Here is a 19,694-nt window from a genome sequence, read left to right on the forward strand (position 1 = left end):
ATGGCAGAATCCTCGCAGGAAACTGTGATCGGCCGTATTACCGCGGTGTTTGGGATCAAGGGCTGGCTTAAAGTCTACTCTTTTACCGATCCCAGAGACGGAGTGCTGAACTACCGCAACTGGACCCTGGTTCAGGAAGGAAAGCGTATTCCCGTCAAGCTTGAAGAGGGTCGCCGCCAAGGGCAGGGGATCGTCATCAGGCTGAAAGGTATTGATGATCGTGATGTTGCCCAGCGCTACTGCGGGTTTGACATTCATGTGCCAACAGAACAATTACCAGAGCTGCCCAAGGGCGACTATTACTGGTATCAGTTGGAAGGCCTTGAAGTGTTCACGGTTGAAGATGAATGCCTGGGAACAATGCATCATATGCTGGAAACCGGCGCCAACGACGTATTGGTAGTGCAGGCAAGCCCTGCTTCTATTGATCAGCGCGAACGGCTGATTCCTTACCTGCCTGACGAAATCGTTTTGCAGGTAGATTTAGCCAAAAAGCGCATGGTGGTTGACTGGGATCCGGAGTTTTAGGGTGTGGATTGGCGCTGTCAGTCTGTTCCCGGAAATGTTTGCAGCGGTAACCGATTATGGCATCACCAGCAGGGCCGTGCGTGACGGGTTAATCACCTTTCACAGCTGGAACCCGCGGGATTTCACCCATGATCGTCACCGCACGGTAGACGACCGCCCCTACGGTGGCGGCCCCGGTATGCTGATGAAAATTCAGCCGCTACGGGATGCTATTCACGCTGCACGGCAAGCGGCTCCGGGCCCGGCTTGTGTGGTGTATTTATCGCCTCAGGGTGAAACCCTGAATCAGGCAGTTGTGGAATCTCTGGCAGCAGAGCAACGGCTAATACTGGTGGCGGGCCGTTATGAAGGTGTGGATGAACGCTTGATTACGGCAGAAGTAGATCGTGAAGTGTCGCTGGGAGACTTTGTGCTTTCCGGCGGTGAACTGGCAGCCATGGCTGTGATTGATGCGGTTACGCGCCTCATCCCCGGAGCGCTGGGTCATGCGCAGTCGGCAGAGCAGGATTCGTTCGCCGACGGTTTACTGGATTGTCCGCACTATACCCGGCCCGAAGTGTATGAAGGTCAGGCGGTGCCGGATGTTTTGTTGGGCGGTCACCATGATCAGATCCGGCGTTGGCGGCTTAAACAGTCGTTGAGGCGAACCAGCGAGCGACGCCCCGACCTGCTTAAAAAGCGGGAGTTTTCGGAAGAAGAGCGCAAGCTACTGGCAGAGATTTTAAACGAACCGTGTGCCTCTGAATCTTCAGGGCATTAAAAGATTGGGAATCAGGAGCATAACGATGAGTGGCAAGAACAACATCATCAATCAAATTGAAACAGAACAAATGACCAAGGAAATTCCGCCGTTCGCGCCGGGTGATACCGTGGTTGTTCAGGTTCGCGTAACTGAAGGCACCCGTGAGCGTCTGCAGGCGTTTGAAGGCGTTGTCATTGGTAAGCGCAACCGTGGCATGAACTCTTCTTTCATCGTACGTAAGATTTCTTACGGCGTGGGCGTAGAGCGTACATTCCAGAGTTTCTCCAAGCTGATTGAAAGCATTACAGTGAAGCGTCGCGGCGTTGTTCGCCAGGCCAAGCTGTACTACCTGCGCGACCTGTCTGGTAAGAAAGCTCGTATCAAGGAAAAGCTGGGCTGATTGGCTTCCCGCCATGCTCAGTGTTAAAAAAGGCAGCCACGGCTGCCTTTTTTGTGTTTCGGCAGAAGACGAGGCAACCATCGCACGCTTCTGCGACGCCATCTGGCTGGAAGACGGCTTAAGCGAAAAAACCCGCGAAGCCTACCGCAGTGACTTGGGCGGCCTGGCGCAGTGGCTTCAGGGCCAGCCCGGTACACCGTTGCTGACAGCCGCCCAGCGTAGCGACCTACTGGCTTGGCTATCCGACGGGTTACCCTCACCGAAGCCGAAGTAGACGCGCTGCTGGCCGCGCCTGATCCCGAAGTGCCTATAGAGCTGCGCGACAAAGCCATGTTGGAAATTCTGTACGGCTGCGGATTGCGGGTTACCGAATTAACATCACTGCGGCTGGACCAGGTGAACTTGCGCCAGGGCGTGGTGCGCATTACCGGCAAAGGCGATAAAGACCGCCTGGTGCCCTTAGGCGAAGAGGCCATAGACTGGCTACTGCGCTACATAAAAGAAGCACGACCGGAATTGCTGAAAGGCCACGCCTGTGACGATCTGTTCCCCGGCAATCGCCCAAAAGCCATGACGCGTCAAACGTTCTGGCACCGCATCAAGCATTACGCGGTGCGCACCGGTATCCAAAAACACCTGTCGCCGCACACTCTACGTCACGCGTTCGCAACCCACTTGCTCAATCACGGTGCAGATTTACGGGTGGTGCAAATGCTGCTGGGCCATGCGGACTTGTCCACTACCCAGATATACACCCACGTGGCGCGCCAGCGTCTGCAGGAACTGCATCGGCAACATCACCCTCGCGGGTAATATCTTTGTTTTGCTGCTCTTCTACGTCGATTTTTTGCTACCCTAAGTCCGTGCTGAATTAACTCGGTCTGTTTTTTTTATCCACATTGCGGACACCCATATGTCTTTTTCTCTGCCTGTTATGTCCCGCCTTGTTGCCGCGGCCCTGTTGGGTGGCTTACTGCTGCCAGCATTCGCCGTTGCAGAGGATATTGAAGAGCGCATCACCCAGCGCCTGCAAACCGCCGTACCCGGCCTGCAGGTAGAAAGCATGGCGCCGGCAAAAGCGCAGGGCATATACGAGGTGCGCACCAACAGCGGTCAGATTGTGTACGCCACCGAAGATGCGGAATATCTGTTTATTGGCGACCTGGTCAAACTTGAAAACGCCGGCTACGTTAACCTTACCGAACAGGCACGCACCAGCCAGCGCCGGCAAACTATAAACGAGCACGCCAAAAAGGGCGGCTTGATCCAGTACGCGGCCAAGGGCGAACAAAAAGCGGTGATTGACGTGTTTACCGACATCGATTGCGGTTACTGCCGCAAATTACACGGCGAAATGGACGAACTTAACGAACTGGGCATTACCGTAAATTACTACGGCTTTCCCCGTTCCGGTCCGGGTACCGAATCCTTCCGCAAGTACGTGTCCGTGTGGTGCGCCGAAGACCCGCAAGCGGCTATGAACAAGGCCAAAAGCGGCGGCGCCGTCAAGCCCGCTGACTGCGCCAACCCGGTGGCTGAGCAATACAACCTCGGCCGACTGGTCGGCGTAACCGGCACTCCCGCTATCGTATTGGAAGATGGAACATTAATGCCGGGCTACGTGCCCGCCAAAACCCTGGCGCGCGGTTTGGGTATTCTCTAAATAATGTGCATTCTTTAGGCAATCAGCTGCCGCCAGGTCTTATTCCGCAGGCTGTGAGTGGGTATACTGTGCGGCCTTAATCATCAGCTATCAGCAGCCATCGTCATCAGAGGTAAAAGAGTGAAACAGGTCAGTGTTGGAATTTGCGGACTCGGAACCGTGGGCAGCGGAACCTTCAAGGTACTCACTCGCAACGCGGCGATCATTGCCGGTAGGTCAGGGTGCAACATCCAGATTACCCGCATTGCCAGCCGAACCCCTCGCTCAGACATCGACCTGGGTGGGGTTCCCTTCAGCACTGACGTCTATGACGTGGTGAACGATCCCGCTATTGATATCGTGGTGGAAGTGATTGGCGGCTACGATGCCGCCAAAGAACTGGTGCTGACCGCGATCAAAAACGGCAAGCACGTAGTTACCGCCAACAAGGCATTAATAGCTGAGCACGGCACCGAAATTTTCGCCGCAGCTGAAAAAGCCGGCGTAATCGTGGCTTATGAGGCGGGCGTGGCCGGTGGTATTCCGGTTATCAAAGCCATCCGCGAAGGCCTGGCGGGCAACCGCATTGACTGGATTGCCGGCATTATGAACGGCACCGGTAACTACATTCTGACCGAAATGCGCGCGGGCCGTGAATTCGCCGGCGTGTTGGAAGAGGCCAAGGCTCTGGGTTACGCCGAAGCCGATCCCACCTTTGACGTGGAAGGCATAGATGCCGCCCATAAGCTCACCATTCTGGCCTCGGCCGGCTTTGGTGTGCCGCTGCAGTTCAACAAAGCCTACACTGAAGGCATCTCTAAAATTACCCCTTACGACATCGCCCACGCCGAACAGCTGGGTTATCGCATCAAACATCTGGGCATTGCCCGCCGCCGCGAAGACGGCATAGAGCTGCGAGTTCACCCAACGCTGGTTCCCCAGAGCCACCTGATTGCACAGGTAGACGGCGTACTGAACGCCATTCTGGTAGACGGCGACGCCGTTGGCCAAACCATGTACTACGGCCCGGGTGCCGGCGACGAAGCCACCGGTTCCGCCGTGGTTGCCGACATTATCGACGTTGCCCGCATAGTCGCCAGCGGCAGCAGCTTGCGCGTACCTTTCCTGGGTTTTGCACCGGAAGCGATGGAAGATCTGCCGGTACTGGAAATGGAAGACATACAGTCGGCGTATTATCTGCGTATCACCGCGTTTGATCGCCCCGGTGTGCTGGCCAAAATCGCGACTATCCTGAGCGACAGCGGCATCAACATCGAATCCATTATGCAAAAAGAATTCGAAGTGAAAGACGGCCGCATCCCGGTGATTATCCTGACTCACACCGTGCAGGAACGGCAGATGAACGGCGCCATTGCAGAATTGGAAAACCTGCCAGACATAGACGGCCAGGTGGTTCGTATTCGCGCCGAAAACTTTTACTAACAGCTTTCACTAACAGGTAGTCGCACGTGAGATACATCAGCACGCGGGGTGAAGCGCCCGCACTGGGTTTTGAAGACGTTTTATTAACCGGCCTGGCGCCAGACGGCGGTTTGTACGTGCCCGAAAGCCTGCCCCAGTTCAATTTGGAAGAAATTCGCAGCTGGCGTGGCCTAAGCTACAGCGAACTGGCGTTTAACGTCATGTACCCGTTTGTGGAAGGCGACATTCCCGCCGACGATTTCCGCACCATGCTGGACGACACCTACGGCGTGTTCGCCCACAAGGCCATCGCTCCGCTGGTACAGATCGACAGCAACGAATGGGTATTGGAGCTGTTCCACGGGCCGACCCTGGCGTTCAAGGATTTCGCACTGCAACTGCTGGGCCGCCTGCTGGATTACGTGCTGGAAAGGCGCAAGCAGCACGTGGTGATTATGGGCGCTACCTCTGGCGATACCGGCTCGGCCGCCATCGAAGGCTGCCGCCGCTGCGAACACGTGGATATCTTTATTCTGCACCCCTACCAGCGGGTGTCTGAAGTGCAGCGCCGGCAGATGACCACGGTGCAAGGCGACAATATTTACAATATTGCCGTGAAAGGCAATTTTGATGACTGCCAACGCATGGTCAAAGCCAGCTTTGGCGACCAGTCATTTCTGGGTGGCAAAACCCAGCTGGCGGCGGTGAACTCTATCAACTGGGCGCGCATCATGGCCCAGATTGTGTACTACTTTCATGCGTCCCTGGCCCTGGGTGGGCCAGACCGCAGCATGGCGTTTTCGGTGCCCACCGGTAACTTTGGCGACATTTTTGCCGGTTACCTGGCGCGGAAAATGGGCCTGCCCATTTCCCAGCTGGTGATTGCCACCAACCGCAACGACATACTGCATCGCTTTATGAGCGGCAACAAATACGAACAGCATCAGCTGGAGCATACCCTGTCCCCAAGTATGGACATTATGGTGTCCAGCAACTTCGAACGCCTGTTGTTTGATCTGCACGGCCGCGACGGCCACGCCGTGAAAACCCTGCTGGAAGACGCCTCCAAAGGCCCGGTCAGCATCGACGACTTCCGCTGGAGGCAGGCCCGCCGCCTGTTTGACAGCAGTGCTGTAGGCGACCAAGACACCTGCGACACCATCCGCGAGGTGTTCCAACAGAACGCATATCTGTTAGACCCGCACACCGCCATTGGCGTGCGCGCGGCCCGCAACTGCCGCCGCGATGCCAGCATACCGATGATTACCCTGGGCACCGCCCACCCGGCGAAATTCCCCGATGCCGTGGCTGAGTCCGGCGTAAGCGCCAGGCCCGAACTGCCGGCTCACCTGGCCGACCTGTTCGAGCGGGAAGAGAAATACACCGTGTTGGACAACAACATCGCCGACGTTCAGGCCTTTATTGCCAAACACTGGAAAAACACCTGAGCGGCATGACCCCCAAAAAAATCCTGCGGCGCCCCCAGCCAGCCAACGTGCCCGGCTGGGGGCAAGATTTGCCGCCCATATTACGCCGTTTGTACGCCGCCCGCGGTGTAACGTCAGACGACCAACTCAGCTACACCCTGCGCCATCTGGCATCGCCGCTGCAATTACGGGGCATAGACCGTGCCGTAGAATTGCTTGCCGAAGCCATTGAAAAACAGCAGCGGGTGCTGATACTCGGGGATTTTGACGCCGACGGCGCCACCAGCACCGCCGTCGCCCTATTGGGCCTGGGCATGCTGGGCTTAAAGCAGGTGGATTTTAAAGTACCCAGCCGGTTTTCTGACGGTTACGGGCTAACCCCCGGCATTATTTACCGCTTGCAAGAAGACGGCCCGCTGCCAGATTTAATCGTCACCGTGGATAACGGCATAGCCGCCGTGGAAGGCGTACGCGCCGCCCGCGAACTGGGCATGCTGGTGGTCGTAACCGACCACCACCTGGCGGGCGACGAACTGCCCCAGGCCAACGCCATTGTGAACCCCAACCAGCCAGGCTGTGAGTTCCTCAGCAAAAACGCCGCCGGCGTAGGCGTGATGTTCTACGTGCTAACCGCCCTGCGCAAACACCTGCGCGAACTTGGCCGGTTGCCAAACCCCGAACCCAATCTGGGCACCTTGCTGGACCTGGTAGCCCTGGGCACCGTGGCCGACGTAGTGCCGCTAGACCACAACAACCGCATATTTGTCGAACAGGGCCTGCGCCGCATACGCCAGGGTGAAACCCGCCCCGGTATACTGGCGCTGCTGGAAGTAGCAGGCCGTGACCATACCGCTATCAGCAGCAGCGATTTAGGCTTCGTAGTGGGCCCGCGCCTGAACGCCGCCGGCCGCCTGGACGACATGAGCGTGGGCATCGCCTGCCTGCTGGCGTCAAGCCCGGACGAAGCCCGCCGTTTGGCGCAAGAGCTGGACACCTTCAACCGCGAACGCCGCACCATCGAAAAAGATATGAAAGTCCAGGCCCAGGATTTGCTGGCGTCTATGTCGCTCGATTTGGAAGGCTTACCCTGGGGCCTGGCGCTGTTTGATCCGGACTGGCACCAAGGCGTCATCGGCATACTGGCCGCCCGTATACGCGAACAAACCAACCGCCCAACCGTGGCGTTTGCATCCGATGAAAACGGCAAAGACATAAAAGGCTCCGCCCGCTCCATCCCCGGCCTGCACATCCGCGATGCCCTGGCCGTCGTCGACGCCCGCCACCCCGGCCTGCTGAAAAAATACGGCGGCCACGCCATGGCCGCCGGCATGACCCTGGCCGCGGGTGATCTGGAAGCCTTTTCCAACGCCTTCGACAAAGCCGTACGCGACAAGCTAACAGCCGGCGACCTTGAAGCCGCCATCACTACCGACGGCCCCCTAAGTGCCAGCGAACTCAACCTTGACACCGCCGCCCTGCTAAAACGCGCCGGCCCCTGGGGCCAACACTTCCCCGAACCGCTTTTTGATGGCGAATTCAGCGTAGTCAGCCAGCGCATAGTCGGCCAGAATCATCTAAAGCTGGTTCTGCAGCCTACCGAAGGCGGCAATATCATCGATGGTATTGCCTTCAACACCGGCGCCGAAGTGCCAGACTATACCCATACGGGTGTGAGGGTGGTGTACAAGCCGGATGCCAATACCTTCCGTGGCAGGACTAACTTACAGCTGATGATTGATTACCTGGAGCCGCGCTGACCCAGAGGAAGGGGACGGATTTCAAATCCGTCCCCGGTCTTTCTTGTTCGTCCCCAATCTGCCAAAACCTCGCTCAAGGGGACAGATTTCAAATCTGTCCCCGGTTTCCAAATCTGTCCCCGGCTTCACTAGTGCTCCAGAACGCCCGGCCGGCTCGTACCCTGATTGTTTAATTTCAGTGCGTACTATATCCTGTACAGTAACAACATCCTGTACAGGAGTAATACTATGGATGCAATCAGCTACACAGCAGCCAGAACCAATTTAGCGAAAACCATGGATCAGGTCTGTGAAGACCACTCGCCAATCATTATCACCCGGAGCAAATCGCAATCCGTGGTAATGATCTCTCTTGAAGACTACGAAGCGCTGCAAGAGACCGCCTACCTTCTGCGTTCGCCAAAGAATGCCCGCCGCTTATTGGAATCCGTTGCCGAATTGGAGCAAGGCGGCGGGCAGGAAAAGGAACTTTTTGAATGAAACTCATCTTCTCCGAGAACGCCTGGGAAGATTATCTGTATTGGCAAAAAGCCGACAAAAAAGCTCTCACCCGAATCAACAAGTTGATTAAAGAAACCAAACGCGAACCGTTCGAAGGCATTGGTAAACCAGAACCCCTAAAGCACAGTCTTGTCGGTTACTGGTCTCGTCGAATCAATGAAGAAGATCGCATGGTCTACAAAGTCACGGATGACGCTCTGCTTATCATTCAGCTCCGGTATCATTACTGACTCAGCGTTGTCGTTGAGTGAAGCCGGTGTGCCTGTCCAGCGCTTTCTGCTTGAGCTGGTTGATGATTTCTTTCGGAATGCAGAACTTCGCGTTCCAGCAAAACAGCCAGTGACTCTGCGCATCGATGAAGATGTGCTGGTCTGGTTCAAGGCACAGGGGAAAGGGTATCAGACCCGTATTAATAAATTACTCAGACAATATATGAAAAGCCAGACTGCAAAGCGCTGATACATAGGGGGACGGATTTCAAATCCGTCCCCAAATCCGCCCAGACTTCGCTCGAGGGGACAGATTTTAAATCTGTCCCGGCTCTCTTTCCATCACTTTGGAGGTTTCATGACGAAAACAAGTAACAATCTATACCAAATCAAAGTCTCACTCATCGGCGCCCAGCCACCCATCTGGCGCCGATTGCTGATCGAACCAGACACAACCTTTCAAGACCTCCACCGCATCATCCAGCTGGCCATGGGCTGGCAGGTTTCGCACCTGCATTTATTCCAGGCCCAAGATGGCAGGCTGCTAGGCGATCTGGCCGAAGACGAAGACAGCATGCTGAACGTTGAGGACGAATCCGCTGTAGCGGTCTCCAGCCTGCTGACCAGAGAAGGGCAGGCGCTGATGTATGAGTATGACTTTGGCGACGGTTGGGAGCATGAAGTAAAACTTGAAAAAATTCTGCCGGGCAACCAAGAAGAGCCTTTGCCCCGGTGCATAAAAGCTGTACGCCAGTGCCCACCAGAGAATGTAGGCGGCCTACCGGGCTTTTATGATTTTCTCGAAGCCATGGAAGATGCCACGCGCCCCGAGTACGCTGCGGCGCGGGAATGGCGTGGCGGTGAGTGGTTTGACCCCGAGTATGTGAACCTGAACCAGATCAACGAAGACCTGCTTGAACGCCATGCCCTGTTTGCCGAATACGCGAATGACGAACCGCCGATGGCAGCCATCGATCTCTGCGGCATCAACCCAAACCAGATGCATGAATTACTGCAAAATCCTTTAAATTGCCCCTCAGTATTTAAACCTCTGCTCAATGCAGAAGCCGTGAACCAGGTGCTCGATACCGCCCCGATAATCCGCATGGCCAAGGTGCTGGTGGCCGCTTTGGAAGGCAAAGGCATTCGCCTGACCAGCAACGGCAACCTGCCTTTGAAACAGGTTCAAGCCATGATTCAAGCGGGTGGCGAAGAGATTGTTTTTCCCATGGGCAGGTTTCGTAAAATACGTTCAGAGGAACACGTTCTGCCCGTCATCCTTACCCGCGTGCTGCTGGAGCTTGCCGGCTTTACAAAAACGCAAAAAGGCCATCTGTTGCTGAAAAAAACAGCGCAAACCCGCTTGGCGAAAAAAGGCTGGCTGACGTTTTATCAGGACATCTTCTCAACAGCGCTGTCACAGTTGAACTGGGCCTGGATAGATAACCGTGAAGGCATGGAAGGGGTTCAATACGTTGCTCCGTTCTGTTTCTGGTTGCTGTCAGAAAAAGGTGACCAGTGGCGGCCGGTGCAAGAATACCTGGCTGACATGCTTCGAACCTTTCCGCAGTTGCCGTTGTCCGCCGAGCCTAGCACTTACATAAGTGGGGAACAGCAGGCTAATTGGGCATTAGACGCAAGAATGCTGGAACTTTACCGAATACTCGGGCTGATAGAGCGAAACCCGGAGCAGGCCGAGTTTCAGGAAGCAGATAAACAAACGATGCGACGAACGGCGTTGTTTGAAACGATGTTTGTGCGGGCGTAAAAAAAGGGGACGGATTTCAAATCCGTCCCCGCTCTACAAATCTGTCCCGGCTCTGTTTGCCCAGCTCTGCATACCCCCCGGGACAGATTTCAAATCTGTCCCGGCTTTGTCAGTTTGTTCAAGCCCCCGCGATCCAGTCAGCAATGCGATGCCGCAGACTGCTAAGCTGATTTTCGGGTATCTCTCCAAGCTTGCCGATAAGCAGAGATCCGTCTAAAACCGCAATTCTTGACAGCCGGAACACGCTAGAAGCCTTTAAGCCTGAAGCAGTGAACTCTGGATCTGAATCCGATAATATCCAGTCCAAATCGGGGTCTAATTGGCGTAACTGCGAAGAAATCATGCAGACAAGCCAGTCATCATGGGCGTTATCCAGTTTTCTCAGCAGCAAAACCGGTCTCTTTTTACTGCTTTCCAGATTTGTGAATGGGAACGGCATTAAAGCGACGTCGCCTGCAGTCTTCACCGCCAGTGCTCCTTGACATCTTCCTCTGAATAAAGCTCTGGCTCATCTTCGATACCACGCATAGCCTGCTCTGTACTCAAAGTCCTGAACTCCTGTTCTGTCCAGTCGGCCACCGCCGCTTGATCTTTTTCACCATAGCGTTGCTCTAAAAAAGCGGCGAAATCCATCACTTCTTGCTGTCTTGCCGGTGGCAAGCGGCTAACCATATTAACGAGTTTTTCGAGTTGCATTTTGGAAAGCCCCACTTGTCTAAGTTGAATTAAGTTATCACAGTCAACGTTTTCTCTGAAGCGGGTTTAATCCTGCCTTGACGAGGAACCGGTGTGCTTGTCCATGGTCAACTGGCTGCTCAGCCTAGCGCTTAAGTGGGGAACAGCAGGCGAAATGGGCGTTAGACGCCAGAATGCTGGAACTTTACCGAATACTCGGGTTGATAGAGCAAAACCCGGAGCAGGCCGATTTTCAGGAAGCGGATAAACAAATGATGCGACGAACGGCGTTGTTTGAAACGATGTTTGTGCGGGCGTAAAAAAAGGGGACGGATTTCAAATCCGTCCCCGCTCTGGTTGCCCAGCTCTGCATATCCCTCGGGACAGATTTCAAATCTGTCCCGGCTTTGTCTGTCCGACTATAACCCTGCAACAACTGCAACACTTGGAGTGGCTCTGAACATTCCAAATCCAGGCCTACGCACTGGCTTATCCCGCCATCAGGCTAAGCTGTGCCTGTCCCTAGTCTTACTGAATCCAGTTCGTCTACCGATTCTTACCAATAGCAGCGGGAACCGCCTGCAAATGAACGCCCAAGGCGTGCAAAACGCGGTTTATGGTGTCAAAGCGCGGACTCGCGCCCGGCTTCAGAGCTTTGTAAAGGCTCTCTCTGCTCAGCCCGGTAACGCCAGCAATCTCAGTCATACCTCTGGCGCGGGCAACATGCCCCAGAGCCCTCAGCAGTTCATCGTTATCGCCATCCTCGATGACTTCAGACAAGTAAGCCGCGATAACCTCATCGTTATCAAGGAACTCAGTGATATCAAAAGGGGTGAAACCGTGTTTTTCGTACGCTTCTTGGTTGATAGCCATAGTCAAATCCTCTTACTTCTGCAGCTCAGCCGCCATGCGCTTGGCCAGCTCTATATCTTTATTCTGGCTGGCCTTATCACCACCAACCAGTAAGAAATACACCCTTTCGCCATCCTGCATGTAATACAGCCGGTAGCCTGGCCCGGTCGGGATACGCATCTCGTTAACAAAATCGCCAACACTTTTGGTGTCGCCAAAGTTGCCATTTTCAGCCCGCTCAATTCGGCGCGCAATGCTGATAACGCCCATCGGGTCTTTCAGCTTCTTCAGCCAGCTTTTGAATGTTTTGCTTTGGCGAATAATGTTCATAGACTGACTGTATCCATTCGGATACATAGATACAAATTAAATAAAAGGAAACACCCATTTCACTCCGTCTGACGAGCCCGAAAACAGGGTGAACGCGTTATGCTCGCCTCCAATTAATAATGTATGGGGAAGAACGGTGGGTCGCGATTGGATTAGCGCAGGAATGGAGAGCCAGGCTGCAAAGCTCTGATACACAGGGGGACGGATTTGAAATCCGTCCCCAAATCCGCCCAAACTCAGCTCGAGGGGACAGATTTCAAATCTGTCCCCGTTTTCGTCCGCCAGTGCTGCTTGATTATTTTCACCAAACTAACCTTGGGTTGGCTGCAATGATCGAATCGGCGGTTGAACGTGTAGCTTGGCCTGGGCAAGGTCATAGTTCACCTGCATGGCAAGCCAGGCGCGGGCAGTACTTACGCCAGCCATTTCCAGGCGCAAAGCCAGAACAGGGCTAATTGCGGCGCGGCCATTTAATACGCGAGACAGAGCAACGCGAGACATACCAAGCCGGGCAGCGGTTTCGGTGACTGACAAGCCAAGTTCCAAGACCACGTCTTCTCGCAGTAGTTCGCCAGGGTGCGGAGGGTTCATCATCATGGTGTGATCTCCTTTAATGATAATCAACGTAATTGACCAGTTCGACATCAACCTCGATAAAACGGAAAGTCACTCGCCAGTTGCCATTTACCCAAAGTGACCAATACCCCTTCAAATCGCCTTTCAACTGGTGCAGCTTGAACGAAGGTATATTGAGATCATCTGGACCTGCGGCAACGTCCAATAAAGCAAGAATTCGCCGGAGCTTTGCAGTATGCGCTGCCTGGACGCCCCGGGTTGTCCCTGTTTTATAAAAGGCCTCGAGCCCCTTGTGTCGAAATCCTATAATCATGGCGAGAGTGTATCGTGTGGCGTTACGGGATGCAATTTGAGTTGGACGATGATTTCTTTTGAAATGCAGAATTCGTCGCGCCAGCTAAACAGCCAGTGACGCTGCGCATTGATGAAGATGTGCTGGTTTGGTTTAAGGCACAGATACATAGGGGGACAGATTTCAAATCTGTCCCCAAATCCGCCCAAACTCCGCTCGAGGGGACGGATTTCAAATCCGTCCCCGGTCTGTCCGCTATGATCGCCGAACTCCGCGTTTCGCTTACGGGACAGATTTCAAATCTGTCCCGGCTTTGTCTTTTACCTGCTTTTCAGGCTTAATCCTGCAACGACTGCAACGACTGCAACGCCTGGAGTGGCTCGGAAGATAACGACACGTTTACTAGTGAGCAGAAAATAGGCAGTTGAAGTGTACGCCAATTATCGTACAATGGAGGTATGGTTTGGGGTTTAGGGATGTAAAAGCCAAAGTTCTGGCGTGTTTAGAAGCTGGCGCTGTATCTCACGAGCAAAGATCGAGCATCGACATCAAGAACCGGCTCGCAACGGGACAAGTTACGTTGCATGAGGTGGCAGCTGTAATCGGGCAGGCCCGTGGCAATCAGTATAGGTCCAGCCCGCACCATCTTGTCAGCAGTGTGGATGTTCATGTAATTACCGCCCGGCGAAAGGGCAAAGACTGGTATATCAAGTGGTATTTCGTTGAACCCGATTGTGTTTTTATCAGCGTGCATCACTGAGGTAACCAAATGAAAATTTTTAAGGTAGGTGATTCGCAAAAAGCAATTTGTGAGCATTGCGGATCGCTCCAGACTGCCATTTTTAAGCTGCGTGATGTGCCACTGAGTGATGGTAGCGGAACAGTGAAGAACGTCTTGGCTGGAGTGTGCGACGAGTGTGGTCAGGTATGTCTGCTTCCCCATCAGTCTACACCTGCAGTGCGGCGGCAGCTTGAAGCCCAGCGGCGATCTGTTGAGAGCCGGTTACCGGCGCATCTGATTGATATTCTAAGTCTCGCTGTTTGTGAGCTGGGCGGTACTGCGGATTTTGTCCCCAGCTTAATGAAATACTACATCCACCAGCTGGCGAAAGATCCGGAAGCGGCTGCGGAACTTTCAGCAAATCTGGAGAGCGAGTTGGCTCAGGGAAAAGGTGATAAGCGGCTTTCATTGAAGGGCCGGAGAGTCAGCGAGGAACTAAATCTACTCAAAGTAGCGTCTCACATTAGCCACACGACAGATCTTATCAAAAGCGTGATTATTAAGATTAACGACGATGTACTGGTGAAGAAAAGCCCGGGGCCATTGCAAGAGCTAAAGTCTATCGTTGCTGCGGTTGCCTAGATGATGCTTGCCGAGCTTTCTTACGTGATATGGGGAGGGGACAGATTTGAAATCTGTCCCCGTTTTTGTATCTAGCCCTGCAGCAATTGCAACACCTGAGTGCGGGCTAGCTCTGCAGATTCGGTTGCGAAGTCAGCATCGCGGGAACCGGTGTGCCTGTCCATGATCAATGCAAAGATAACTGAACACTCCAAATCTAGGCCTACGCACTGGCTTACCCCACCATTAAATCGTCTATACCCACCTGCAGCGCCTCCGCCAGCGCCATTAACACCCTCGCAGAGCCCGTTTTACTGCCAGCTTCGATCTGGCTGATATAAGACTTACCGACGCCCGCGGCTGTACCCAAGACTTCTTGAGTGAGCCCACGATACTCCCGCCAGACCTTCAACGGATGGTCATCTTCAGCAACCAAGCGGCCAACAATCTCGGCGGGTATGGCTTCGTCTCCACCGCTGACGAGCTCGCGCATCGAATCTTTGGCGTCTGCGGCATCTTGCATGTCTTCTACCAGCTGCAATAGCCTCAGATATTCATTGTAGGGCAGCACGGCATACTCCGGCTTTCCTTCGCGTTCAATAATTTGTGCGCTCATTTGTAAACATCCCCTCTTGAACCAACCCTCAGGCTTTTTGGCAATCAGGTCAGGCTAAGCTGTGCCTGTCCCTAGTCTTACCAGTGACTCTGCGCATCGATGAAGATGTGCTGGTCTGGTTCAAGGCACAGGGGAAAGGGTATCAGAGCCGTATTAATAAATTACTCAGACAATCTATGGAGAGCCAGGCTGCAAAGCGCTGATACACAGGGGGACGGATTTGAAATCCGTCCCCAAATCCGCCCAAACTCAGTTCGAGGGACAGATTTCAAATCCGTCCCCATTTTCGTCCGCCAGTGCTGCTTGATTATTTTCACCAAACTAACCCTGGGTTGGCTGCAGTGCGCGAATCGGCGGTTGAACGTGTAGCTTGGCCTGGGCAAGGTCATAGTTCACCTGCATGGCAAGCCAGGCGCGGGCAGTACTTACGCCAGCCATTTCCAGGCGCAAAGCCAGAACAGGGCTAATTGCGGCGCGGCCATTTAATACGCGAGACAGAGCAACGCGAGACATACCAAGCCGGGCAGCGGTTTCGGTGACTGACAAGCCAAGTTCCAAGACCACGTCTTCTCGCAGTAGTTCGCCAGGGTGCGGAGGGTTCATCATCATGGTGTGATCTCCTTTAATGATAATCAACATAATTGACCAGTTCGACATCAACGCCGATAAAACGGAAAGTCACTCGCCAGTTGCCATTTACCCAAAGTGACCAATATCCCTTCAAATCGCCTTTCAACTGGTGCAGCTTGAACGAAGGTATATTGAGATCATCTGGACCTGCGGCAACGTCCAATAAAGCAAGAATTCGCCGGAGCTTTGCAGTATGCGCTGCCTGGACGCCCCGGGTTGTCCCTGTTTTATAAAAGGCCTCGAGCCCCTTGTGTCGAAATCCTATAATCATGGCGAGAGTGTATCGTGTGGCGTTACGGGATGCAATTTGAGTTGGACGATGATTTCTTTTGAAATGCAGAATTCGTCGCGCCAGCTAAACAGCCAGTGACGCTGCGCATTGATGAAGATGTGCTGGTTTGGTTTAAGGCACAGATACATAGGGGGACAGATTTCAAATCTGTCCCCAAATCCTCGAGGGGACGGATTTCAAATCCGTCCCCGGTCTGTCCGCTCTGGCTCTTGTCTGTCCGCTATGATCGCCGAACTCCGCGTTTCGCTTACGGGACAGATTTCAAATCTGTCCCGGCTTTTCTCGTCTCGGCTTTTCTAGTGTGCCTGTCCCTGAACTGTCCGAACTGTTCCAAACACGTCAAGAGTGCGCGGTTATCCAGCGATTGTGCTACTATGTTTTACAATGCATGACAAAAGGGGGCGTTATGAAGTCAGAGATGCTTAGTACCCGCATTGACCACGAGACCAAGGTTTTGTTTTCACACATCTGCAGTGAAGTGGGTCTCAGTCCTTCTCAGGCGATCAAGCTGTTCGCCCGAGCGGTGATTAATTACGGCGGAATACCGTTTGAAGTGAAGGCGCCACAGCCCAATGAAGCCAGCGCCCGAGCCATGCAGGAACTGCTGGAAGGGAAAGGGCACCGCGCCGAGACATTGGATAGTCTTTTCACGGAGCTTACGGACGGCAACATCACGCATGTACAGCCTTGAATATTCAGCGCAATTTAAAAAAGACTTCAAAAAGATTACCAAGCGGTCCATTCCGGACATCTTAGAAGTCGGGGGTGTTATTTCAATGCTGCAGCGCGATCAGCCGCTGGACGCCAAGCATGTTGATCACCCACTTATCGGCAATTGGCAAGGCTTCAGAGATTGCCACGTTAAACCGGACCTGGTTCTGATTTATAGACTAAACATCCCCATAAATGAATTTAGGGGGTTTTATGGCGCCTGATGGTTCGGGGTCTCCCGGTTCTCGCTGGGCTCTCACCAAGCTACACCTCCGGGCCGTAGCCGAACCGACGCCACTCTAAAAGACGAATCGCTCCGACGGAGTTACCGTGGGAAGAACAAGAGTTACGCCGCTCGCAATTTGTATTTGACGACACCAGCCCGTCTTTTCTAGTAGCTGCTTCACAACCGGCCAGCGCATAGTGAGCTGGCTTGACTGGTGTCCGTTTTCGGCAACGCACAAGGCCAAAAAGGCCGAGTACATATCTCGTTGAACGATGACGGAGCTTTCCATTATCTCGGCGGCTTTGCCGCCGAGAACATGCCATCGTTCGCTGAGTTGTTTTTTGTGGCATTCGCCGCTGACATGATCGTACTGCGACATCTTTAAGCTCCAGGTATTCAGTTCCAAAAGTTGACCACCGGCGCTTTCAGCCTTGCGGTTTAGCTTCTGCATGAACGCACTGGGCGCTTTGACTTTGACACTTTTTCCGTACAATGTTTGCCACGCTTTGTACGACAGCTTTTCGGTTTTGACGACGTTGCCCAGGCGAATCACGGCATTCGCCAGCTCACCATGGGCGCGTTTTCGTTGGGCGCTTAACGTGCGTTCTGTTTCAGCGAGAGTGGCTTTCAGGGCCAGGTAGTGCTTGGATACGACCTTGACCCTGGCGCCTTTTTTCCAGGTGCCATTAGCGTTGTAACAGAGTGGGTTGGTCGTGCGGCGAGAACGATCCATGGCTCTCTGAATGCGGCGAATCTCTTTCCAGGGTTGCTCAATGGTCGGGCAAAATTTCAGCAGATTGCCGCCGAATTCGGACACCACCGCGATGGTTGAGGGGCCAACGTCCAGACCGACTTCACAACCGGCTTGTGTCGTATTCTTTTCTTTAGCCGGCGTTAGGCCGGTTTGCGCAAGCTGGAGGTACCAGCGGCGTTTTCCTTTGACCGTTCGCCACACGATCCGGCAGAATTTAGTGGCGGCTTCCAGCGCTTTTTCAAGCCAAACGTCTTTTCCTTTTGGTGGGTATTTTACCGCCAGCACCAATCCGGCCCACTCCACCACGCCCAGTTCGGCGCGGTACCGGATGCCTGCTTTGTTGGTTTTTCCGGTGAAGGATTTTAGCGGTCGTTTAGCGTTTTTGAAGCGCGGGCGGCCGCGTTTACCAAAACTGTATTGCTCAGCCGAATCAAACACGGTTTCAGCAATGCGCTGGGTTTCGTTCGCACTTAACCGGCCTTTCCAGCCAGCGGCATTTTTACAGCCGGTGGCAAAAGCGGAAACCGAAGCTGAGGTAAAATGATGCGCCTTAATGGCCGAACCAAATGCGGCGGATCGTTCTTTGGCTTTCAGTTTTCTAGCCGCCTGCCACGCCTTCGATTCACGCATCAACCCCAGGCGTCGCAGGGCTTCGCCCAGCGCCGCGTTATACAGTCGAGTGCCGGCCAATAGGCGAGCGGTAAGCTGCCGTTCGGTGTTGTCGCACACGGAGAGCGGCAGTTCGACAATAAAGGTTGGGGTTTTAGCGCGTTTCATACGTTTTTCTGGTTCTCAATGTACTGCTTAACGATTTCAAGCGGAGCGCCGCCTACGGTGCTCACAAAGTACGAATTGCTCCACAAGGTCGGTAGGCGCGATTTGAGCGCGGGAAACTCCGCTCTCAGCGTTCTGGATGAAACCCCCTTCATGGATTTGATCAGTTTATGGACACCGTATTGCGGATCAACTTCGACTAGCAAGTGAACGTGATCGGGCATAACCTCCAGCTCCAATATCTCAGAATCATGATTATTGGCTATGTCCTGTATAATCTCTTTTAGGCGATGTTCTATTTGATCCACAAGCACGGGTCTTCGGTACTTTGGACACCAAATAACGTGGTACTTACAGGAATACACCACGTTGTTGTTTGACTTGTATCTTACTTTAAATTCGCTCATGGAAAGAGTATACACGTATTAGCTACTAACTAAACCTAAAATACTATTTTTTGCGACGTTTCCCTCCCCATAAATGAATTTAGGGGCTTCCCGCTATTTTTGGTGAGTGGTGGAGTACTGCAACTTGCCAGAATTGGCAACCATAGTGACACTGAACACTCCAAATCTAGGCCTACGCACTGGCTTACCCCACCATTAAATCGTCTATATCCACCTGCAGGGCCTCCGCCAGCGCCATTAATACCCTCGCAGAGCCCGTCTTACTGCCAGCTTCGATCTGGCTGATATAAGACTTACCGACGCCCGCGGCCTCACCCAAGACTTCTTGAGTGAGCCCACGATACTCCCGCCAGACTTTCAGCGGATGGTCATCTCCAGCAACCAAGCGGCCAACAATCTCGGCGGGTATGGCTTCGTCTTCACCGCTGACGAGCTCGCACATCGAATCTTTGGCGTCTGCGACATCCTGCACGTCTTCTACCAGCTGCAATAGCCTTAGATATTCATGGTAGGGCAGCACGGCATACTCCGGCTTTCCTTCGCGTTCAATAATTTGCGCGCTCATTTGTAAACATCCCCTCTTGAACCAACCCTCAACACCAAAACCACCAACTCCCCGTTGTCAATGCTGCAAATAGCCCGGTAGTTACCTTGCCTTAACCGCCAGTAGGGCTCGCCTTTCATGGCCTTCCAGCTGCCCTTATAGGCGTATGGAGCTTGCGCCATGGCTTCCAGTTCGCCGGTTAGCCTTTGCGCTTGCGGCCTGGGCATCTTCCGAATCGCTTTAAGAGCTGATTTCTTGTAGGTCAGTTTGTACATGA

29 protein-coding genes and 1 pseudogene are annotated in these 19,694 nt (G+C 53.8%); 17 read left to right on the forward strand and 13 right to left on the reverse strand.

From position 1 onward, the window contains the following. The 12 genes and pseudogenes from rimM to ATI45_RS20955 all read left to right on the forward strand — a co-directional run bounded on the left by rimM (position 1) and on the right by ATI45_RS20955 (position 10,396). Entirely contained in the window at positions 1–528 is a 528-nt protein-coding gene (gene rimM, locus ATI45_RS20900; RefSeq protein ID WP_098421463.1) for a ribosome maturation factor RimM, read from the forward strand. 1 nt (position 529) lies between these two features. Beyond that, complete coding sequence (gene trmD / locus ATI45_RS20905; protein WP_098421464.1) at positions 530–1,288, forward strand: tRNA (guanosine(37)-N1)-methyltransferase TrmD; 759 nt, start codon at positions 530–532, stop codon at positions 1,286–1,288. 25 nt (positions 1,289–1,313) lie between these two features. Continuing rightward, complete coding sequence (gene rplS, locus ATI45_RS20910; RefSeq protein ID WP_018403116.1) at positions 1,314–1,670, forward strand: 50S ribosomal protein L19; 357 nt, start codon at positions 1,314–1,316, stop codon at positions 1,668–1,670. 13 nt (positions 1,671–1,683) lie between these two features. Continuing rightward, positions 1,684–2,483: pseudogene (locus ATI45_RS20915) on the forward strand (site-specific tyrosine recombinase XerD). Between the two features lie 100 nt (positions 2,484–2,583). Continuing rightward, positions 2,584–3,333, forward strand: coding sequence for a thioredoxin fold domain-containing protein (locus ATI45_RS20920; protein WP_098421465.1), 750 nt, complete (start codon positions 2,584–2,586; stop codon positions 3,331–3,333). Between the two features lie 120 nt (positions 3,334–3,453). Then, entirely contained in the window at positions 3,454–4,755 is a 1,302-nt protein-coding gene (locus tag ATI45_RS20925) for a homoserine dehydrogenase (RefSeq protein ID WP_098421466.1), read from the forward strand. A gap of 26 nt (positions 4,756–4,781) precedes the next feature. Beyond that, a complete protein-coding gene (gene thrC, locus ATI45_RS20930) occupies positions 4,782–6,182 on the forward strand; it encodes a threonine synthase (protein WP_098421467.1) in 1,401 nt (466 codons plus the stop codon). A gap of 5 nt (positions 6,183–6,187) precedes the next feature. Beyond that, positions 6,188–7,918, forward strand: a complete 1,731-nt coding sequence (gene recJ / locus ATI45_RS20935) for a single-stranded-DNA-specific exonuclease RecJ (RefSeq protein WP_098421468.1) — start codon at positions 6,188–6,190, stop codon at positions 7,916–7,918. A 228-nt stretch (positions 7,919–8,146) separates the two neighbouring features. After that, a complete protein-coding gene (locus ATI45_RS20940) occupies positions 8,147–8,398 on the forward strand; it encodes a type II toxin-antitoxin system Phd/YefM family antitoxin (RefSeq protein ID WP_098421469.1) in 252 nt (83 codons plus the stop codon). Further along, a complete protein-coding gene (locus ATI45_RS20945) occupies positions 8,395–8,649 on the forward strand; it encodes a Txe/YoeB family addiction module toxin (protein WP_098421470.1) in 255 nt (84 codons plus the stop codon). The genes ATI45_RS20940 and ATI45_RS20945 overlap by 4 nt, the downstream gene beginning before the upstream one ends. A 13-nt stretch (positions 8,650–8,662) precedes the next feature. After that, positions 8,663–8,878: a BrnA antitoxin family protein gene (locus ATI45_RS20950; RefSeq protein ID WP_228706132.1), complete on the forward strand. Its 216-nt coding sequence runs from the start codon at positions 8,663–8,665 to the stop codon at positions 8,876–8,878. 108 nt (positions 8,879–8,986) lie between these two features. Further along, positions 8,987–10,396, forward strand: a complete 1,410-nt coding sequence (locus ATI45_RS20955; protein ID WP_098421472.1) for a plasmid pRiA4b ORF-3 family protein — start codon at positions 8,987–8,989, stop codon at positions 10,394–10,396. Positions 10,397–10,514: 118 nt separating this feature from the next. On the opposite strand, the gene ATI45_RS20960 is transcribed toward ATI45_RS20955, so the two are convergent. Continuing rightward, entirely contained in the window at positions 10,515–10,862 is a 348-nt protein-coding gene (locus ATI45_RS20960; RefSeq protein ID WP_098421473.1) for a type II toxin-antitoxin system PemK/MazF family toxin, read from the reverse strand. Next, positions 10,859–11,092, reverse strand: coding sequence for a DUF2281 domain-containing protein (locus tag ATI45_RS20965; RefSeq protein WP_098421474.1), 234 nt, complete (start codon positions 11,090–11,092; stop codon positions 10,859–10,861). The genes ATI45_RS20960 and ATI45_RS20965 overlap by 4 nt, the downstream gene beginning before the upstream one ends. Before the next feature lie 173 nt (positions 11,093–11,265). Here ATI45_RS20965 and ATI45_RS23080 point away from each other — a divergent pair, with 173 nt between their 5' ends. Beyond that, on the forward strand, positions 11,266–11,391 hold the full coding sequence (locus ATI45_RS23080; RefSeq protein ID WP_267284067.1) for a hypothetical protein: 126 nt from the start codon (positions 11,266–11,268) through the stop codon (positions 11,389–11,391). Positions 11,392–11,617: 226 nt separating this feature from the next. On the opposite strand, the gene ATI45_RS20970 is transcribed toward ATI45_RS23080, so the two are convergent. From ATI45_RS20970 to ATI45_RS20985, 4 genes are all read right to left on the reverse strand, one after another. Continuing rightward, positions 11,618–11,944 (reverse strand): addiction module antidote protein, encoded by a 327-nt coding sequence (locus ATI45_RS20970; protein ID WP_098421475.1) that lies wholly within the window; start codon positions 11,942–11,944, stop codon positions 11,618–11,620. 12 nt (positions 11,945–11,956) lie between these two features. Next, positions 11,957–12,253: a type II toxin-antitoxin system RelE/ParE family toxin gene (locus ATI45_RS20975; protein ID WP_098421476.1), complete on the reverse strand. Its 297-nt coding sequence runs from the start codon at positions 12,251–12,253 to the stop codon at positions 11,957–11,959. A 309-nt stretch (positions 12,254–12,562) separates the two neighbouring features. Continuing rightward, complete coding sequence (locus tag ATI45_RS20980; protein WP_098421477.1) at positions 12,563–12,850, reverse strand: HigA family addiction module antitoxin; 288 nt, start codon at positions 12,848–12,850, stop codon at positions 12,563–12,565. A 13-nt stretch (positions 12,851–12,863) separates the two neighbouring features. Continuing rightward, positions 12,864–13,142 carry a type II toxin-antitoxin system RelE/ParE family toxin gene (locus ATI45_RS20985; protein ID WP_098421478.1) on the reverse strand — a complete coding sequence of 93 codons (279 nt, stop codon included), beginning with the start codon at positions 13,140–13,142 and terminating at the stop codon, positions 12,864–12,866. A gap of 748 nt (positions 13,143–13,890) precedes the next feature. On the opposite strand from ATI45_RS20985, the gene ATI45_RS20995 reads away from it, so the two are divergent. Further along, positions 13,891–14,484 (forward strand): hypothetical protein, encoded by a 594-nt coding sequence (locus tag ATI45_RS20995; protein WP_098421480.1) that lies wholly within the window; start codon positions 13,891–13,893, stop codon positions 14,482–14,484. A gap of 214 nt (positions 14,485–14,698) precedes the next feature. Here ATI45_RS20995 and ATI45_RS21000 read toward each other — a convergent pair whose 3' ends face one another. Further along, a complete protein-coding gene (locus ATI45_RS21000) occupies positions 14,699–15,079 on the reverse strand; it encodes a helix-turn-helix domain-containing protein (RefSeq protein WP_098421481.1) in 381 nt (126 codons plus the stop codon). 83 nt (positions 15,080–15,162) lie between these two features. Between ATI45_RS21000 and ATI45_RS21005 the strand changes: the two genes are divergently transcribed. Then, entirely contained in the window at positions 15,163–15,282 is a 120-nt protein-coding gene (locus tag ATI45_RS21005; protein ID WP_228706133.1) for a BrnA antitoxin family protein, read from the forward strand. A gap of 118 nt (positions 15,283–15,400) precedes the next feature. Here the strand turns inward: ATI45_RS21005 and ATI45_RS21010 are convergent, their stop codons facing one another. Further along, a complete protein-coding gene (locus ATI45_RS21010) occupies positions 15,401–15,688 on the reverse strand; it encodes a HigA family addiction module antitoxin (protein WP_098421483.1) in 288 nt (95 codons plus the stop codon). A 13-nt stretch (positions 15,689–15,701) separates the two neighbouring features. Next, complete coding sequence (locus ATI45_RS21015) at positions 15,702–15,980, reverse strand: type II toxin-antitoxin system RelE/ParE family toxin (protein WP_098421484.1); 279 nt, start codon at positions 15,978–15,980, stop codon at positions 15,702–15,704. A 427-nt stretch (positions 15,981–16,407) separates the two neighbouring features. On the opposite strand from ATI45_RS21015, the gene ATI45_RS21020 reads away from it, so the two are divergent. Then, complete coding sequence (locus ATI45_RS21020) at positions 16,408–16,692, forward strand: type II toxin-antitoxin system RelB/DinJ family antitoxin (RefSeq protein ID WP_098421485.1); 285 nt, start codon at positions 16,408–16,410, stop codon at positions 16,690–16,692. Next, complete coding sequence (locus ATI45_RS21025; protein WP_098421486.1) at positions 16,679–16,936, forward strand: type II toxin-antitoxin system YafQ family toxin; 258 nt, start codon at positions 16,679–16,681, stop codon at positions 16,934–16,936. The genes ATI45_RS21020 and ATI45_RS21025 overlap by 14 nt, the downstream gene beginning before the upstream one ends. Positions 16,937–17,011: 75 nt before the next feature. Here ATI45_RS21025 and ATI45_RS21030 read toward each other — a convergent pair whose 3' ends face one another. From ATI45_RS21030 to ATI45_RS21045, 4 genes are all read right to left on the reverse strand, one after another. Continuing rightward, positions 17,012–18,469, reverse strand: coding sequence for a transposase (locus ATI45_RS21030; RefSeq protein WP_098421487.1), 1,458 nt, complete (start codon positions 18,467–18,469; stop codon positions 17,012–17,014). Then, positions 18,466–18,873 (reverse strand): IS200/IS605 family transposase, encoded by a 408-nt coding sequence (gene tnpA / locus ATI45_RS21035; RefSeq protein WP_036185953.1) that lies wholly within the window; start codon positions 18,871–18,873, stop codon positions 18,466–18,468. Before tnpA ends, ATI45_RS21030 begins: the two co-directional genes overlap by 4 nt. Positions 18,874–19,057: 184 nt before the next feature. Further along, positions 19,058–19,438 carry a helix-turn-helix domain-containing protein gene (locus ATI45_RS21040; RefSeq protein ID WP_098421488.1) on the reverse strand — a complete coding sequence of 127 codons (381 nt, stop codon included), beginning with the start codon at positions 19,436–19,438 and terminating at the stop codon, positions 19,058–19,060. Further along, the gene (locus ATI45_RS21045; protein ID WP_098421489.1) at positions 19,435–19,692 is read right to left on the reverse strand and encodes a type II toxin-antitoxin system RelE family toxin; all 258 of its coding nucleotides are present in this window, start codon (positions 19,690–19,692) and stop codon (positions 19,435–19,437) included. Before ATI45_RS21045 ends, ATI45_RS21040 begins: the two co-directional genes overlap by 4 nt. Between the last annotated feature and the right edge of the window lie 2 nt (positions 19,693–19,694).

The sequence above is a fragment of the Marinobacter sp. LV10MA510-1 genome (assembly GCF_002563885.1).
Classification (GTDB): domain Bacteria; phylum Pseudomonadota; class Gammaproteobacteria; order Pseudomonadales; family Oleiphilaceae; genus Marinobacter.